This is a genomic window from Belliella filtrata (genome assembly GCF_022549775.1).
Taxonomy (GTDB): Bacteria; Bacteroidota; Bacteroidia; order Cytophagales; family Cyclobacteriaceae; genus Belliella; species Belliella filtrata.
Genome location: NZ_JAKZGP010000001.1, coordinates 292,465 through 308,273, shown reverse-complemented (window position 1 = coordinate 308,273; position 15,809 = coordinate 292,465). Strand labels below are relative to the sequence as shown.

18 protein-coding genes are annotated in these 15,809 nt (G+C 37.4%); 6 read left to right on the top strand and 12 right to left on the bottom strand.

The annotated features are described in order from the left end of the window. Positions 1–91: 91 nt before the first annotated feature. Both MM239_RS01345 and MM239_RS01340 read left to right on the top strand, forming a co-directional pair. Positions 92–697, top strand: coding sequence for a hypothetical protein (locus MM239_RS01345; RefSeq protein ID WP_241345959.1), 606 nt, complete (start codon positions 92–94; stop codon positions 695–697). Between the two features lie 13 nt (positions 698–710). Continuing rightward, complete coding sequence (locus tag MM239_RS01340) at positions 711–2,402, top strand: capsule assembly Wzi family protein (protein WP_241345958.1); 1,692 nt, start codon at positions 711–713, stop codon at positions 2,400–2,402. A gap of 1 nt (position 2,403) precedes the next feature. On the opposite strand, the gene MM239_RS01335 is transcribed toward MM239_RS01340, so the two are convergent. The 10 genes from MM239_RS01335 to MM239_RS01290 form a co-directional block, all read right to left on the bottom strand. After that, positions 2,404–3,582 carry a BamA/TamA family outer membrane protein gene (locus tag MM239_RS01335; RefSeq protein WP_241345957.1) on the bottom strand — a complete coding sequence of 393 codons (1,179 nt, stop codon included), beginning with the start codon at positions 3,580–3,582 and terminating at the stop codon, positions 2,404–2,406. A 3-nt stretch (positions 3,583–3,585) separates the two neighbouring features. Further along, positions 3,586–5,991, bottom strand: a complete 2,406-nt coding sequence (locus MM239_RS01330) for a TonB-dependent receptor (RefSeq protein WP_241345956.1) — start codon at positions 5,989–5,991, stop codon at positions 3,586–3,588. A gap of 62 nt (positions 5,992–6,053) precedes the next feature. Then, positions 6,054–6,749 (bottom strand): fatty acid desaturase, encoded by a 696-nt coding sequence (locus MM239_RS01325; RefSeq protein WP_241345955.1) that lies wholly within the window; start codon positions 6,747–6,749, stop codon positions 6,054–6,056. A 20-nt stretch (positions 6,750–6,769) separates the two neighbouring features. Beyond that, a complete protein-coding gene (locus tag MM239_RS01320; RefSeq protein ID WP_241345954.1) occupies positions 6,770–7,615 on the bottom strand; it encodes a 4-hydroxy-3-methylbut-2-enyl diphosphate reductase in 846 nt (281 codons plus the stop codon). 69 nt (positions 7,616–7,684) lie between these two features. Continuing rightward, positions 7,685–8,527 carry a phytoene/squalene synthase family protein gene (locus MM239_RS01315; protein WP_241345993.1) on the bottom strand — a complete coding sequence of 281 codons (843 nt, stop codon included), beginning with the start codon at positions 8,525–8,527 and terminating at the stop codon, positions 7,685–7,687. A 22-nt stretch (positions 8,528–8,549) separates the two neighbouring features. Next, positions 8,550–10,031 (bottom strand): phytoene desaturase family protein, encoded by a 1,482-nt coding sequence (locus tag MM239_RS01310; RefSeq protein WP_241345953.1) that lies wholly within the window; start codon positions 10,029–10,031, stop codon positions 8,550–8,552. Between the two features lie 5 nt (positions 10,032–10,036). After that, a complete protein-coding gene (locus MM239_RS01305) occupies positions 10,037–10,549 on the bottom strand; it encodes an RNA polymerase sigma factor (protein ID WP_241345952.1) in 513 nt (170 codons plus the stop codon). Between the two features lie 216 nt (positions 10,550–10,765). Then, positions 10,766–11,671, bottom strand: coding sequence for a MerR family transcriptional regulator (locus MM239_RS01300; RefSeq protein WP_241345951.1), 906 nt, complete (start codon positions 11,669–11,671; stop codon positions 10,766–10,768). Position 11,672: 1 nt separating this feature from the next. Then, on the bottom strand, positions 11,673–12,107 hold the full coding sequence (locus MM239_RS01295; RefSeq protein ID WP_241345950.1) for a sterol desaturase family protein: 435 nt from the start codon (positions 12,105–12,107) through the stop codon (positions 11,673–11,675). A gap of 44 nt (positions 12,108–12,151) precedes the next feature. Further along, on the bottom strand, positions 12,152–12,820 hold the full coding sequence (locus tag MM239_RS01290; protein WP_241345949.1) for a carotenoid biosynthesis protein: 669 nt from the start codon (positions 12,818–12,820) through the stop codon (positions 12,152–12,154). A 103-nt stretch (positions 12,821–12,923) separates the two neighbouring features. Between MM239_RS01290 and MM239_RS01285 the strand changes: the two genes are divergently transcribed. The 3 genes from MM239_RS01285 to MM239_RS01275 are packed head-to-tail and all read left to right on the top strand — an operon-like array spanning position 12,924 to position 14,289. Further along, positions 12,924–13,226: a DUF4286 family protein gene (locus MM239_RS01285; RefSeq protein ID WP_241345948.1), complete on the top strand. Its 303-nt coding sequence runs from the start codon at positions 12,924–12,926 to the stop codon at positions 13,224–13,226. Position 13,227: 1 nt separating this feature from the next. Then, a complete protein-coding gene (locus tag MM239_RS01280; RefSeq protein WP_241345947.1) occupies positions 13,228–13,692 on the top strand; it encodes a TspO/MBR family protein in 465 nt (154 codons plus the stop codon). A gap of 6 nt (positions 13,693–13,698) precedes the next feature. Beyond that, positions 13,699–14,289 carry a DNA-3-methyladenine glycosylase I gene (locus MM239_RS01275; RefSeq protein WP_241345946.1) on the top strand — a complete coding sequence of 197 codons (591 nt, stop codon included), beginning with the start codon at positions 13,699–13,701 and terminating at the stop codon, positions 14,287–14,289. Positions 14,290–14,304: 15 nt separating this feature from the next. Here the strand turns inward: MM239_RS01275 and MM239_RS01270 are convergent, their stop codons facing one another. After that, positions 14,305–15,051 carry a hypothetical protein gene (locus MM239_RS01270; RefSeq protein ID WP_241345945.1) on the bottom strand — a complete coding sequence of 249 codons (747 nt, stop codon included), beginning with the start codon at positions 15,049–15,051 and terminating at the stop codon, positions 14,305–14,307. 53 nt (positions 15,052–15,104) lie between these two features. Here MM239_RS01270 and MM239_RS01265 point away from each other — a divergent pair, with 53 nt between their 5' ends. Then, entirely contained in the window at positions 15,105–15,428 is a 324-nt protein-coding gene (locus tag MM239_RS01265) for a Rieske (2Fe-2S) protein (protein ID WP_241345944.1), read from the top strand. Here MM239_RS01265 and MM239_RS01260 read toward each other — a convergent pair. After that, the gene (locus tag MM239_RS01260) at positions 15,425–15,760 is read right to left on the bottom strand and encodes a tRNA-binding protein (RefSeq protein WP_241345943.1); all 336 of its coding nucleotides are present in this window, start codon (positions 15,758–15,760) and stop codon (positions 15,425–15,427) included. The two genes, MM239_RS01265 and MM239_RS01260, sit on opposite strands and share 4 nt — an antisense overlap. Between the last annotated feature and the right edge of the window lie 49 nt (positions 15,761–15,809).

The following is a 15,809-nucleotide window of genomic DNA, read 5'->3' as shown; positions in this document are numbered from 1 at the left end:
TTAAAATTCAGTTAGCTTAAACTAATAGAGATCGATGTCCCCAATTTTAAAAAAACTATCTTTTTCCTTAATAGGCCTTTTTTTCATTTGTATGATAAGTTCATGTGAAGACAGGTTGAGAAGTGAGCAAATGGTATATTCTAATAACTTTGGTCAGTTAGACCTGAGGAATTTCAACAACTCAAGGCTTTTTATTTTTCAAAATGATACCATAATGGGCTTTTATAACAATGAAGAAGTATGGGTAAAAATCCCAGATTTGCCTTCACACAATGCTGTCAAAGTAACCATTGAAGTGCTGGCTCATGATTCATGGGACGGAAATGTCGAAGATGGTGTCTCTGGTCCTGATTTTTGGTATTATAAATTAGATGATCAGGAAGTCTATAGAACTACTTTTTCCAATACCGTGTGTGAGTCTACTTATTGCCTTAGACAGTCCTATCCAGATGAATTTCCCAAACAAAATTTTCCTAAGCAAGGAGCCACTCAAACAAATATCCCTGGACTGTGTGCACTTGCTGGAAATCCAAACGGCACAACAAGGTATACCATCACCAAAACTTATCCACATTCCAAAAATGAACTCAAAATCACTATGGGGGATGAATTAAAACAAACCAATGCATTCGAACCACTTTGTGATGAAAGCTGGTCAATTGCCAAAATCGAAGTAAGCGTCCTAGACATACGATAACTCAAATGTGAACATGAAGAATTTAATATCTTTAAAAATTTTCTTAGTACTCGTTTTTTTTGCATTTGAAATTACTGCTCAAACGCTTCCATTTAATACCTTGGGAATGGAAGATTATTTGAGAAGAAAGCAACTGCTCGGAGAAGTTAATAGTAACAGCTCATTCAGTATAAGACCACTTTACCCTGTTCAAGCTTTTGATACATATACAGGTTTAGACCTTGACAATGACCTCCAAGATATGGATGTCTCTGAGTTCAACATGAAATTCGGAAAAAGAGATCGGGGTACTTTTATGCTGATGCCATTTACCATGATCAATCAGTACAATTCTGATTTGACATTTGGGATCAATAATGGTGCGATGATTCCTAATAATGGACTACAGACATTGTTGAGTGCCGGAGTATTTGTGAAATACGGCATGCTAAGCTTACAATTTCAACCCGAAGTCCTTGTCGCACAAAACAAAAACTTTGTCGGCTTTCCAATAGAACATCAGTCTACCATTCTATACTATTACGAATACCTAAATAGGATCGATATGCCAGAAAGATTTGGAACAGGAAGATATTTCAATTTTCTCCCTGGCCAATCTAGCATTAGGATAAATCCTGGAGATTATTCATTTGGTCTTTCAACAGAAAACTTGTGGTGGGGACCTGCCAAAAGATCATCACTACTCCTTAGTAACAATGCTCCAGGTTTTTTACATTTTACAGCCAACACGAGAAAGCCTATAGAAACTTCTTTCGGTTTTTTTGAAGGGCAGTTTATTGCAGGACATTTAAATAGTACCAACTATGACCTTCCTCATCAGGATTATATTTTTCAGAACAATAATGTGTTCATTCCCAAAAGAGAAAACGGTGACCGATACTTATCAGGATTGATCTTAACATATCAGCCAAAATGGATACCAGGTCTATCTCTTGGCTATGCATCTACCAGCCATATGTATAGAGCTGATATGAATCAATTCAAAGACCTATTGCCGATTTTCAATGGTGAGAAGAGAATGAGCAGTATTGAAAACCCGCAAAGAGATCAAAGACAACAGTTTAGTTCTGGTTTTTTCCGATGGATGAGCGCTGAGGGACATTTTGAATTCTACGGTGAATATGGTACAAACGGAAACTCTAGAAGGCTCAAAGAGTTTATCGTAACTCCAGAAAGAAATCGTGCCTTTACCTTTGGTTTTAGCAATCTTTTCAGCTTGAAGAAAGAAGATCAATACATTCAGCTTAGCGCTGAGATGACTCAAACTGGTCAAACGATCCGAGAAAGTATCCAAAACATGGATACATGGTACATTCATGATCATATCAGACATGGCTATACCCATCAAGGTCAAGTTCTCGGCATGGGCTATGGTCCTGCCGCAAATGTGAACTGGTTAGAAGTGGCTTGGGTGAAAAAATACAATAGAATTGGATTTCAATTTGAAAGAATAGTCTATAACAATGACTTTTACTACTTCAGAATGGAGGGCTCCAAAGACTGGAGAAATAAGTACATGGACTTGGTGCCAGGATTATTTGCTGACTGGAGAGTCAAGAATTTATTCATCTCTGGAAGCGTACAATACATTAATACATTCAACTACAAATGGTATTTGGTCAATGACCCTGACTATTACTTTGTACCAGGCGATGATCGTAAAAATGTGATGGCAAAAATAGGTGTATCTTACATTATCAAATAACTCAAAGCACTTCATTGAGCCCAAAATAGAAGGCTCGTTGGTCACCATAAGCTATGTCTATCCTTAGATTAAGTCCCTCTTTGTTGAGCTTATACCGTACACCAAGGCCTGCCCCATACTTCATACGATTCCATCCAAAATGATCTACTTGCTTAGCTACTTGACCTGCACTACCAAATAGTACCAAACCTAAGTTGCGATACACAGGGAGCCTATACTCTGCCTGATGTACCACTGCATGTCTATCTCTATATCTTCCCTCAAAATATCCCCTCATCAAGTCGCTTCCACCGATCAGAGACACATGCTGAAAAGGAGGGGCTCCAGTGGTGAAACTCCAATAGCTTTGTAAGACAAGCACATGTCTTTCATAGACTTCCAGGTATTTTCTAAGGTCAAGATAGTATTGGTCAAAAGTGAAGTTACTTCCTAGTGCATTTTGGAAACTCATCCAAGAGAGTCTGTTGAACCATCCCCGGGTGGGTTGGAATATATTATCCCTAGTATCAAAATTCATCACAAGCCCGATTCCAGAGAGTCGCTGCCCTTCAGAGCCAGCGACTTGACCTGTTTCCAGGATACCCCCTGGTTCCTTTCTATAAATATCATCCACCCTAAACTCATACCTAGGTCCCAAATACAGCCCAGGAACTAACTGCCTTTCATAGTTAAGGTGAAAATATGCATACCGTGTAGCATAAAACTCTTCATCTTCTGCAAGCAACTCATTCCCTATGCCATAAAACTTGAAAGGATAATCCGTCAACTCAATACGGGCGTTGATATAGTCACGGTTTTCGTTCCTCCATAGGTCAAGCTCGGTAGTAAAAATCGCTTGCTTGTTCAATGTGTAGAGAAAAGTAATAGGAAGAGATGAAGGTCTCAAATTACCTTTCAAGTCCTCTTGGGCTTTGAATATGCGTATAGCTCTTGCTCCCAGTCCGAGATTTGTCTCCGGTGAATATACTACTGCGGGTATAAAAGACCACTTTTCGCCTGAAATAAAATCGACAACTCCGTCTGCAATATCAAACAGCGGATCTATCAATCCACGACGCTGAGTGGTCGTATCTTGTTCAGAAAATTCTTGAGCTTGAGTAGCCAAGCTCAGAACAATTAATATTGCTACCAAAGTATATTTCATCGGCAACAAAGGTAATGTTTCAATCCTTCCTTTCAAGAATTAAAATTCTATAATCAAACCAATAGTAGGAAGTACTGTACCTGCATTGCTGGCAACTGACCTGATCAAATAACGACTTTGATCATTTGGATCCACTCGTATGGTACCATCTTCCAATCTGCTTGGAATCAAATCATCTGGTTGTTGTGCTTTGAAGTTGTAAGCATTCTGGACATCAAAGTACCAGTTGAGGTTCCACTTGTCGAAAAAGTATTTTTTGTCAATTCTCAAATCCAATTGGTGAAATGACTGCAGACGTAAACCATTGATATTATTGAAATCCAAAATACCACCTCCACGCAAGTCCCAATTACTTCTAAGTGTAGAGGCATTGAGATCAAAAGGAGTAAATGGGGCTCCTCCAAGATACCTCCATCGACCACCAATCTCCCAGTTTTTATCAAATCTCTTTCCTGCTGTCATCGTGACTATGAATCTATTATCCCATGAAGAAGGCACCAAACCATCGGTATTCGGATTGGTAAACTCACTCCTTACCAAGGTCACCGCAGCTATACCGTAGAAATTTTTGAATAGCCTTTGCTGTGCTAAGAACTCAATGCCATATGCTCTCCCCTCTGCATCAGAAGCTACTGGCTCATTGCCAATGACACCAAAATCAGCCCCAAGATTTGCCAAAGCTATGCCGTTTCGAACAGAAGAGGGGTAATTGTTATAATATTTATAAAATCCTTCTATGGTAAATCTTCTATTTTTATCTGGTACGACACGCTCTATTCCCATTATCAATTGACTAGATCTGATAAACCTTACATCATTCTGTTGATTTACCAAATTGCCCAAATTATCTCTATAACCTAAGACTGTATATGGTGGCTTTTGATAATAGATCCCAGCATTCGCTGTCCAAAACAAATTTGGATTTAGCTGATAGGAAATAGATAGTCGCGGGCTGATTTGATTCAATGGGTTTTGAGCAGCAATGCCAAAGTCACTTCCATCCATTCTTATACCTCCTGAGAGAAGTAGTCTCTCATCTTTTGAAGTCTTTGTGCCAGATACAAAAGCTCCATAGCTATGAAAAAAGGCTGTGTTGTTTACATTAATTTCTTGTCCAATCTGAGATAAAGTAAGTCTATCAAAATTACTGATGAAGTACCTAGCATACTCATAGTTCACTCCATATTTAATACTATAGCCCTTTCCAAAAATACTGTTTTCTGCCCTAAACTTATTCTCACTTTCTTGAGAGGTATAATCAAAAATCAAATTATCGGGTATGCTTTCATCATTGTTGAGATACTTAAAAGCTTGATTGTTGAGCATGTTTCTACTCAAAATAAAAGTCCAAAATCCATTATCTCTAAATCGCTTAAGCTTTGCACCAGTGGCATAGTTCCATTGCGAAGATATCGGCAGGTTATCTAGACGAAACAATCTTTCCTCCCGCTCATCTTCGGTTTCATTATTTGGCACGTCAAAATTCAGGGCAAACTGATCTATAGCACCCACACCGATAAAAGTCAGTTCTGTCTTATCATTGAACTTTGTGGTCGTTTTGAATTGGAAATCATTGAAAGTTGGAAGAAATGGTAGGCCGATTAGTCTAAATAGACCTTGAAGGTAAGACCTTCTAGCAGATATGAGGTAGGTTGTTTTCTCGCTCAAGGGGCCCTCATTGGAAAGTGTCAATTCACTAGCACCTACAGTAAGCTGTGTAAACATTTTATCCCTTCTACCCTCCTTTAGCTCAAACTCAAAAAAGGAACTCAGGGCATTCATACGATTGGCAGGAAAACCTCCGGTAACCACTTCTACATTTTTTATCAGATTCACATTCAAGATTCCCACTGGCCCACCAGATGATCCTTGTGTTGCAAAATGATTGATGACAGGCACTTCTATTTCATCAATAAAAAACTTGTTCTCATTTGGCGCACCTCCCCTGATGATGATATCATTTCTAAAACTCGCCGTACTGGCTACCCCTGGCAAAGATTGAATCACCCTGCTGATGTCTCTGTTACCACCAGGGTATCGTTCTATTTCATTTGCATTCAGGCGTCTTACAGAAAGTGGCGTTTCATCAGATCTAGAAAACTCAGCACTGATAACAACCTCGTTGAGGTCAGCTGCATCCTCTTGTAGCCTGAAGTCTAACTCTACAGGCCTTGCCCTTGTAACTTGAACTTCAAAATTTGTTTTAGACTTAAATCCAACAAAGCTAGCCCTGACGTTGTAGAGGCCTGGTTCAAGATTCTCAATCCTGTACTTTCCAGTCTCATCAGTTACTGTTCCGATATCATATCCTGTGATGATCACATTGGCAAAGGGTATGGGTTCATTGTTGACAGCATTAGTGACTTTTCCTTGGATTACAGCTCCTTGACCATAGGCTAGGGCATTCAAAACCAAGAAAGAAATGACAGTAAATATATACTTCATGAGAATTTGTAGGTGTCTATTGAAAGAAGAGCAATTGATGTGTTTTAATCTTGTAATTCGTTCTAGGTTTTGATTCGCCAAAGTCTCCACCAAGGAGTAGAAGGTGAATCGTGATGCTCAAAATGATACCCAAAGAAATAGCATGATAAAAAAGCCCAAATATGATTTTTACTTTGGGAAGTAGCGAAATGTGCATTTTCAGGCTTGCCCATGTGTGGCAAGAAAGTCCCAAAATAGAATAGCTGGAAAGTAGCAAGGACAGCTGGAAGCATCCAATACAAGATCAAATTGGGGGTTGGAATCCATATTTTGAGCACGTTGAAAGTAATCGCCATAAGTATGATTTGCCAAATACTTACATATTGCTTGATAAAGCTAAAGTACCAAGGAAAGAACCTGTCTGATTCATGAAAATCAGGATCATGGTCGGTAGCTACAAACTTGTGATGCTCATGATGTTTGGGGAACAATTTCCAATAGTTATTGTAAGAAAAAAGTATTGCGGAAAGCCAACCAAAAGAATGATTAACGCTTTTATTTTTTGAAACAAGACCATGCATGGCATCGTGAGCTGTGATAAAAAGCCCTGTATATAAATGCATCTGAATTAATACGGCAAAGTAAGTAAGCGGATTGAACCAGTTAATAGTTATCGATAACAAAAAAATCAACATTGCAGCCCAAAGTAGTATTATCAAACTTGCAATAATACTACCCTTTGGGTCAATTTGGGTTGAAATCAATTTCGATTGAGCCACAGCTAAAGATAAAACTTGATTTAAAATTTATCCAATTTGGACTTAACTTGTTCCATTAGCCACATTGGAGTCGATGTAGCTCCACAGATTCCAACTTTATCATTCGGTGAAAACCAAGAAGTACTTACTTGATCAGCATTGGATACAAAGTATGTATTTGGATTTTTCTCTTTGCAAACATTATAAAGAACCTTTCCATTGGAAGACTTAGTTCCACTTACAAACACAATTTTATCAAATTTTTCTGCAAATGCCCTCAACTCTTTGTCTCTGTTAGAAACTTGTCTACAAATGGTGTCATTGGTATTCACCGTAATACCATTGTCTTTCAAAATCTGATTGATTTCATAAAATTTATCTGTGCTTTTAGTAGTCTGGCTATATAAGGTCAAATTCCTAGGAAGTGTGTTTAAGTCAAGTTCATTGATGTCTTGAAATACCACTGCTTTGTTATTGGTTTGACCCAATAATCCAACCACCTCTGCATGACCATGCTTACCGTAAATGAATATGGACTCATCCTTGTCAAAAGAATTCTTGATTCTATTCTGCAACTTAAGGACTACTGGACAACTTGCATCTATCAAGGTCAAATTGTTTTTGATAGCTAACTCATAGGTAGAAGGAGGTTCACCATGGGCTCTGATAAGGATTTTTTCATCATACAAACTAACCAACTCCTCATGATTGATAATTTTCAATCCCTTCTTAGATAGTCTGTTGACTTCCTCATCATTGTGTACGATATCGCCCAAGCAATACAGGTAGCCTTGCTCATCGAGAATCTCTTCTGCCATTTCTATGGCATACACTACCCCGAAACAAAAGCCAGAGTGCTGGTCTATATGTACTTGAAGGTTCATCATATGATTATAACTTTACTGTATGCAGTTTGTTTTGTACTAAACTTTTGATACTTTTCAATAATGCTAAAATCAAGTCCAACCTAACTTAATCCCACAATAGGTACTAAAAAGAAGTGAAATTTTTCTGGCATTGGGTATTCTTATTCTGGTGCTAGTAATAGTTTCTGGGGGAAGTGATTTGATTTTTTCAAAGAGTTTCAAATAGTAGAGATAAGCAACTTTGACACCCGTCTTGGCTCCTGTGGGCAACTGATTGATCCCAATCAATGCATCATCAAAGTCTCTTTGAATATCTTTTTCGATCAGCTGCTTTGCCGTTTTGTCAAATCCCAAATAATTTACTCCTGGAAAGTAAACTCTTCCTCTCTCCTCATAGTCACTTTTGATATCTCGAAGGAAATTTACTTTTTGAAATGCAGAGCCAAGCTTGCATGCAGGATCCTCCAAAAGCTGATACTGTTCATCATTGCCTTCACAAAAAACCCTCAGGCACATCAAGCCTACCACCTCAGCTGAACCATAGATGTATTCATGGTATTTTGAGTCATTGTAAGCCTTAAAATCCAAATCCATTTCCATACTTCTCAAAAATGCTTCAATTAATTCCAATTCAATCTGATATTGATTTACCACGAGTTGAAACGCATGAAGGACAGGGTTGAGACTTATTTTTTGCTGAATGGCTTTATAGGTGTCTTTTTTGAACTCATCCAAAAGTGTCTTTTTGTCTTGATCATGAAAAGTATCTACAATCTCATCTGCATACCTTACAAATCCATATATCGCATAGATAGGCATATGATACTTATTGTCTAAGGTTTTGATCCCTAGGGTAAAGCTGGTACTATACCTCTGTGTGATCAACTTGCTACACTCTAATGTAGTCAAATCAAAAAGCTCTTTTCCGTTCATCATAGGTAATATACCATTTTATTTACAATTTGTTCTCTTTTATCACTTCTTTTGCAACCACACGACCTGAAATAAGTGAAGGAGGAACACCAGGCCCTGGTACAGTAAGCTGTCCCGTATAATATAAATTATCTATCTTTTTGCTTTTAAGTGATGGTTTAAGGATAGCTGTCTGATATAGCGTATTTGCTAAGCCATAAGCATTACCTTTGAAAGCATGATAATCTTGCTTGAAATCTTTGTGCGCATAGGATCTTTTGTAAATTACATGACTTCTGATCTCTTCTCCTGTTAGTCGTTCTAGTCTATCCAGGATAATGTGATAATACTTTTCACGCATTTCTTCTGAATCTTCCAAGTCTGGAGCCAAAGGAACCAATAAGAAAAGGTTCTCACATCCATCAGGAGCTACAGAAGCATCTGTTTTGGAAGGAACAGATGCATAAAAAAGTGGTTTTTCGGGCCATCTAGGATTTGTATAGATAGCATCGGCATGAGGACCTAGTGGCTCATCGAAAAACAAGTTATGGTGATTCAAATTAGGCAGCTTTTTATCAACACCCAAATAGAATAATAAACTTCCTGGAGCCATCACCCTGGTGTTCCAGTATTCTTGATCATAAGATCTGTATTTCGGGTCTAGTACATGCTGGTCTATATGTTGGTAGTCTGCTCCTGCCACTACTACATCAGAACCGAAGAATCTTCCATCTTTAGTCGTAACTCCAAGTACGTGACCTTCCTCCATTTTCATACTGACTACTTCAGCATCGAAGTGAAACTTCACGCCTTTTTCTTTTGCCAAGCTAACCATACCTTCGATAATCTTGTGCATCCCTCCATCTGGATACCAAGTACCCAATGCTATGTCTGCATAATTCATCAAAGAGTATAAGGCTGGAATATTCTCCGCAGTTTCGCCCAAAAACAAAACTGGAAATTCCATAAGTCTGATAATTTTGTCTTCAGAAAAGTACTTTCTGACATGCTTAGACATAGACTGGAAGACATCCATTCGGAATATGTCCTTCAATAAACTTAGGCTAGCAAATTCTAGTAGTGATCTACTTGGTCTATTTACTAGGTCTTTGATACCTACTTCATATTTGTATGCCGCTTGCTTCAGAAACTCATCAAATCTAGGACCTACACCTGGCTCAATTGACTCCAAAAGCGCCCTAAATTCATCCAAATTTGCCGGGATATCCACAAAATCATGCTCACCATAGATCACAGTATATGAAGGATCCAGTCTAATCAAATTATAATAATCAGAGGTCTTCTTGCCAAAATGAGCAAAGTAATCCTCAAATACATCGGGCATCCAATACCATGAAGGCCCCATATCAAAAACAAAACCCTCGACTTCGAACTTTCTAGCTCTTCCACCGGGGGTAGTATTTTTTTCTAATAAACTTACCTCAAAACCTTGATCAGCAAGGTGTGTAGCAACAGAGAGACCTGCAAATCCAGATCCTATGACTACCACTTTCTTTTTGGACATCTTAATTAGTTTTTGTGTCTATAGATGTGAAGGTCGTCTTTTAATAGCTTTCTTGCAATGTGAATTCGATTTTTTACTGTTCCGATTGGAATCTCTAATTTATCCGCTATTTCATGGTATTTAAAACCTCTGAAATGCATCATAAATGGAACTTTGTAAACATCCTCTAATTTGGTGATAGCGTATTGTATATCATCCATTGTAAAGTCGCCGTAAGCTCCATTTTCCACCAACACATCTCCAGAATTCAAGTAGTGCAGGTTATCCGTAGTATCCACAAAAGTACCTCTTCTCACCATTCTCTGATAATTGGTAATGAAGGTGTTTTTCATAATCGTATACAACCAAGCTTTCAAATTGGTACCTTCTGCAAATTTGTCCTTATTGGTAAATGCTTTCACCATGGTGTCTTGCATCAAATCGTTAGCATCATCCATATCTCTTGTTAATTTCAAAGCAAATGGCTTCAATGAGCTGGAGAGCTTGTTAAGCGAGTAACTGAATTCTAGAGTTGTCATGGGTGTTATTTTTTTTGTTGAATCAAATATATATATGATTAAACAAAATACAAAACACTTTGTGTAATTTTTTTTATTTTTTATTAAACAAAACTGAAGATTGGTTTTCAAAATCTTGAATTATTAACCAAAAACACACATTTAAATGTATATACATGTGTTTGTATAAAAAAAGTACTATTTTTACTGTTTAATTATTTTTTCAAAAACTTTAAATTAATTATTGGAATGGGCAAAGCTTTCAATTTCTTCGATGTAAGCTTTAATATCCCTGATGTAGTTCAATACGCGAACATTTTCTGGAAAGCGAAAATCATGCCCAAGAACCTGAATACCAGAAATAATCAGCTGAGTACTGGAAAATTTACTGGAAATATCCTTTATATACTCTTCTACCTGATCAGCACTTGGAGCTGTAGTAATTATCGTAACCAAAAAATCAGGCTGATGTACATCATAAACCATGTGAAGGTCGGATCTTGGAGTGCTCTGTCCAAGGTAAATTACTTTATGACCTTTCAACTTTATAATATACGCAGCAAAAAGAAGTGAAATTTCATGTAACTCTCCTTCTGGAAGATACAAAAGGAATTTTTTTCCTCCACTTTTGGTCACCTGACCATCTATGGCTACTATAAGCTTTTGTCTTACTAAGTTACTAATAAAATGTTCTTGTGCCGGGTTGATAGAGCCAGTCTGCCAAAGTACTCCAATTTTGGATAGAAAAGGATAAATGATGCTCAGCATGGTCTGTTCAAAACCAATCTTCAAAATATTTGTAGATATCACTTTGTCAAATCTCTCTTCATCAAGTTCAATCATAGAAATTGTCAAAGCATGAATTTGATCATCATGAGTTAATGTCCTTTCAGTAAGCTTCACAACTTCTTCCCTGACCTCATCAGGGCTCATACTCGCAATCTTACTTATTTTATATCCATTTTCATTGAGCAAAGCTACGTTTAAGATAAGCTTTAGATCATTATCATCGTAATATCTAATATTGGTATCGGTACGCTTTGGAGACAATAGACTATAGCGCTGCTCCCATATTCTAAGCGTGTGAGCCTTGATACCAGAAAGCTGCTCAAGGTCTTTTATAGAGTAGGTACTTACTGTCATTTTACTTAAAATATTTCTTGGGTACTATAAATAATCCGAAGGATACAGCGTCCTTCTTTTTGTTGGTGGCATGATGTGCTTGATGAGCTTTGAAAATACCTTTCAAAAAAGTATTCCCAGGTCTATCAAACCATTTCAGCCTTCTATGAATCAATACATCGTGTAATATGAAATAGCTCATACCATATATGCTGATTCCTAATCCTAGCCAAAATCTATAATCTAGATGTTCTACACCTAGTATTATTAAGATGATTGCTATACTTCCGAAAAGCAAGGAAAACAAATCATTCAGCTCAAAAAAAGATTTAGAAGGCTGATGATGTGTTTTATGAATACTCCACAATGGCCCATGCATGATGTATTTGTGAATAAACCAACCGGAAAATTCCATCAATCCAAATCCTAACATGGTAAATAGTATAGCATTCATCATATCAATAACTTAGTAAATCAGATTTTGTTTAAATGGTTGCTTTATCAAAGTAAAATATTGAGCAAAATAAAGAAAATTGCCAAATTGATCAATAAATACATAGAAAGCGGATTTATTTTTGTAAAAGGAAGCTTTCTATATATCAAATGTATGATCCATCCCACACCGAACCATCCCAAGTAATTGCTGATTGGAATCACATTATCCTTCCAAGACCAAAAGTCCAACTTGATTGCTACAGGCTCTATTAAGAAGTCTAATAAGACCAACAGCAATGCTCCTAAAAATGCCGCCAAGTAATCATTATTTGCATGTCTGTAAATCACTCCTCCAGATAAATACACCAAAAGCAACCAGTTGACTCCAATCATCAAGGGCGTATCAAGGAGTTTGACTCCAAGGACATCACTGTAAGCATAATTACCAAATGGAAACCCAGTGTGTACTCCCATCACTTCTGAACCAAACCCCAAGATAAAAGCCAAGATAATGAACCAGAAAAAATACATGTTCCAACTTCTATGAAACATAAACAACAACCCCGTGCACAATAACAAATGGAAGGGAGTCAGGAGTTGAAAATATGGCCTCAATATCTCAGTGCTCATTCCAATCACACCTACAGCATGAAAAATAGTGATAATCAACTTAAATAAAAGTATTCGATTGTTCTTCAATTTGAACCAAAAGGGAGTAGATTGCTTTGTATTCATGGTTTGTCGCTTCAAACAAGATCTTTGTCTTGTTTATCGCCAGATTAACTAGCCGAACCAATTATTGTTAATAAATTTGCACAAATTTAAAAATTAAAACCTGATGATACTATATAATATTACTGTCAATGTAGAAAGAGATGCTGAAAGTGAATGGTTGCAATGGATGAAATCTACGCATATCCCAGAGGTACTTTCTACAGGCATGTTTGTTGAGCATAAAATTTTTAGAATAATGCATGACTCTGAAGATACTGGCTCAAACTATTCCGTTCAGTATTTTGCAAAGGACATGAACCATGTAATGAGTTATCAGCATGAGTTTTTCGATAAACACAATGCCGTAGTTCAACAGAAATTCCCGAAAAAGCTAGCTATATTTATGACATTACTTGAAGAGGTATAAAATGAAAAAATGGCAAATTTTTCTAGTATCGATAGCAATTCCATTACTCGCGGGATTTGTAGGGTCATTATCCACAGCATCATCTGTGAACAGCTGGTATGCAACACTTGAAAAGCCACCTTTCAACCCTCCTTCTTGGCTATTTGCCCCTGTATGGACTGTGCTTTACTTGATGATTGGGGTAGTTCTTTATATTTTATGGACTAGCAAGCACCCACTCAAAAAACAAGCATTGAAACTCTTTGCTATACAAATGGTATTGAACTTTCTATGGTCTCCTGCTTTCTTCGGACTAGAATCCCCCATGCTAGGTCTCTTTGCAATCATTCCATTGTGGATTTCCATTTTGGTGTGCATTAGAGTTTTCAAACCAATTTCGGCAATCAGTTCTTATCTGATGATACCCTATTTTCTATGGGTATCATTTGCCACCATTCTCAATTTTTCGATCTGGTATCTTAACTAAACAATAATGGAAAAGGATTTAGAAAAAACACGATGTCCATGGTGCTTGGGTTTTCAGCAATACATTGATTACCATGATCAAGAATGGGGAGTACCTGTATATGAGGACCAGGTACATTTCGAGTTTTTGATTCTTGAAAGTGCACAAGCTGGACTCAGTTGGGCTACAATCCTGAAAAAGCGAGAGGGATACAGAAATGCCTTTGCTGATTTTGATTATAAAATAGTGGCAGATTTCCCAGACTCCTACCTTACCGAGTTACTTTCCAACCCAGAAATTATTAGGAATAGATTAAAAATTAATGCTGCTGTAAATAATGCAAAAAGGTTTATGGAAGTACAAGCCCAGTTTGGCAGCTTTTCGAACTACATCTGGGATTTTGTCGACGGCAAAGTGATCGATAATGGACTTATCAATATGACCAATGCTCCAGCTATAAGTGCTGCATCAGATAAATTGGCCAAAGATATGAAGCGCAGAGGTTTCAAATTCCTCGGAAGTACCACACTATATGCACACATGCAGGCAACTGGTCTAGTAAATGATCACCTTGTAAGCTGCTTTAGGTATGAAGAAGTAAAACTACTCGCAAAATAAAATGAAAAAGCCTGCTTAGTTCGCAGGCTTTTTATATCCATCACTGTATTTGGTCCATATTTCATAAATTGGATTGCCAGTAGAACTCATCCCGCTGTGATGCCACTCTCCATCGATTACTTCAAAATCAAAACTTAAGCTTGCTCCTACACGGCTATCATCTCTAGAAAAGAATTCTATCTTTTCTACATACTTACCATCTTCGGCCGAGTAAGTTCCTCCACCAGTTCCAGAAAATTGCTTTGTTTCAGAATTGAAAGCTACCCATTGGAATCTTCCGCCACTTAGTATCTTTATCGTTCTTCTGGCTCCTGGCGTAGATCTACTGATTTTATCGTCTGTTTTTCTGCCGGTGATCACCCAATTCCTCGTTAGTTCATCTTTTGAATCACTGATGTTTTCCCAGATCTCTACATGTGCCGAGCCACCTTTTTCTGTCGAAATCACAAGCTTTCCATCAACTACATCCAAAGAAAATTCCACTTGAGTTCCTATCAATTCTTCCTTTTCTGTATGAAAATCATAGGACTCTACATAATAATTGTCTCTCAGCGAAAACTCTCCTCCTCCAGCACTGATGAATTTATCAGAATCCGCTTCTTTCGCTCCAAATGAAAAATAACCGTCTTGGTAAATTTTCACCACCTCTTTGTTATCAACTTTTTTCCCATTCTGATGTGTCAATTTCCACGACCCCTCAACCTGCTGTGCAATCAAGAGATTTGCTAGAAATAGTAATGGTATTACTAATATTTTTTTCATGGTATATGTATGGTTAGTTTTATGTTTGTAATTTATCAATAAAATAACTCAAAATGAAAACTTTCACCCTAGGTAATTCAGATAATCAAGTACTTGAACTTATACCCAACAAGCAAATCAAGCTTGTGAGCGTTGGCGCTACTCAAATCTGTGTCAGTAGAATCGAGACTAAGTTTTTTGCCTTTCAAAAGCTCTGTCCTCATCGCATGGCTTCATTAAAGGAAGGATTTGTCACCGATTTTGAAGAGGTAGTATGTCCACTTCATCAGTATAGGTTTGATCTCAATACTGGGGAAGTTAGGGCTGGAAGTTGCGACTCCCTCATTACTTATCAAACAAAACTTACAGAAGAAGGTTTGACTATCCTGCTACCTTAATGTAGTTTCGAGCCGTTTGGTACTGTCATATCCACAGTAGCTAATGCCACTTTTCCTTTTTCCTGATCAAAACCTGTTACCAAAACTTCTGACATAAAATCCGCAATCTGCCTAGGCTTAAAGTTACACACACATATCACTTGCTTCCCGATCAGTTCCTCTGGCAAATAAAGTGCTGTAATTTGGGCCGAGGACTTCTTTATACCCAAATCGCCTAAGTCAATCCATAACTTATAAGAAGGGTTTCTTGCCTTTTCAAATTCCTCTATTTTTACAATTGAACCAATCCTTAGATCAATTTTTTGAAAATCTGTGATATCAACCGTTTGCATAACATTTAATAATTTTCTATTTTTACAAACCTTAGTGTCTAATTGACAG

Coding starts and splice junctions, on each gene's coding strand:
- MM239_RS01290 (WP_241345949.1), bottom strand. CDS start 12,820: ATGAATACAAAGCAATCTACTCCCTTTTGGTTCAAATTGAAGAACAAT.
- MM239_RS01345 (WP_241345959.1), top strand. CDS start 92: ATGATAAGTTCATGTGAAGACAGGTTGAGAAGTGAGCAAATGGTATAT.
- MM239_RS01340 (WP_241345958.1), top strand. CDS start 711: ATGAAGAATTTAATATCTTTAAAAATTTTCTTAGTACTCGTTTTTTTT.
- MM239_RS01320 (WP_241345954.1), bottom strand. CDS start 7,615: ATGATGAACCTTCAAGTACATATAGACCAGCACTCTGGCTTTTGTTTC.
- MM239_RS01270 (WP_241345945.1), bottom strand. CDS start 15,051: ATGAAAAAAATATTAGTAATACCATTACTATTTCTAGCAAATCTCTTG.
- MM239_RS01265 (WP_241345944.1), top strand. CDS start 15,105: ATGAAAACTTTCACCCTAGGTAATTCAGATAATCAAGTACTTGAACTT.
- MM239_RS01285 (WP_241345948.1), top strand. CDS start 12,924: ATGATACTATATAATATTACTGTCAATGTAGAAAGAGATGCTGAAAGT.
- MM239_RS01330 (WP_241345956.1), bottom strand. CDS start 5,991: ATGAAGTATATATTTACTGTCATTTCTTTCTTGGTTTTGAATGCCCTA.
- MM239_RS01275 (WP_241345946.1), top strand. CDS start 13,699: ATGGAAAAGGATTTAGAAAAAACACGATGTCCATGGTGCTTGGGTTTT.
- MM239_RS01295 (WP_241345950.1), bottom strand. CDS start 12,107: ATGATGAATGCTATACTATTTACCATGTTAGGATTTGGATTGATGGAA.
- MM239_RS01260 (WP_241345943.1), bottom strand. CDS start 15,760: ATGCAAACGGTTGATATCACAGATTTTCAAAAAATTGATCTAAGGATT.
- MM239_RS01310 (WP_241345953.1), bottom strand. CDS start 10,031: ATGTCCAAAAAGAAAGTGGTAGTCATAGGATCTGGATTTGCAGGTCTC.
- MM239_RS01280 (WP_241345947.1), top strand. CDS start 13,228: ATGAAAAAATGGCAAATTTTTCTAGTATCGATAGCAATTCCATTACTC.
- MM239_RS01300 (WP_241345951.1), bottom strand. CDS start 11,671: ATGACAGTAAGTACCTACTCTATAAAAGACCTTGAGCAGCTTTCTGGT.
- MM239_RS01315 (WP_241345993.1), bottom strand. CDS start 8,527: ATGAACGGAAAAGAGCTTTTTGATTTGACTACATTAGAGTGTAGCAAG.
- MM239_RS01305 (WP_241345952.1), bottom strand. CDS start 10,549: ATGACAACTCTAGAATTCAGTTACTCGCTTAACAAGCTCTCCAGCTCA.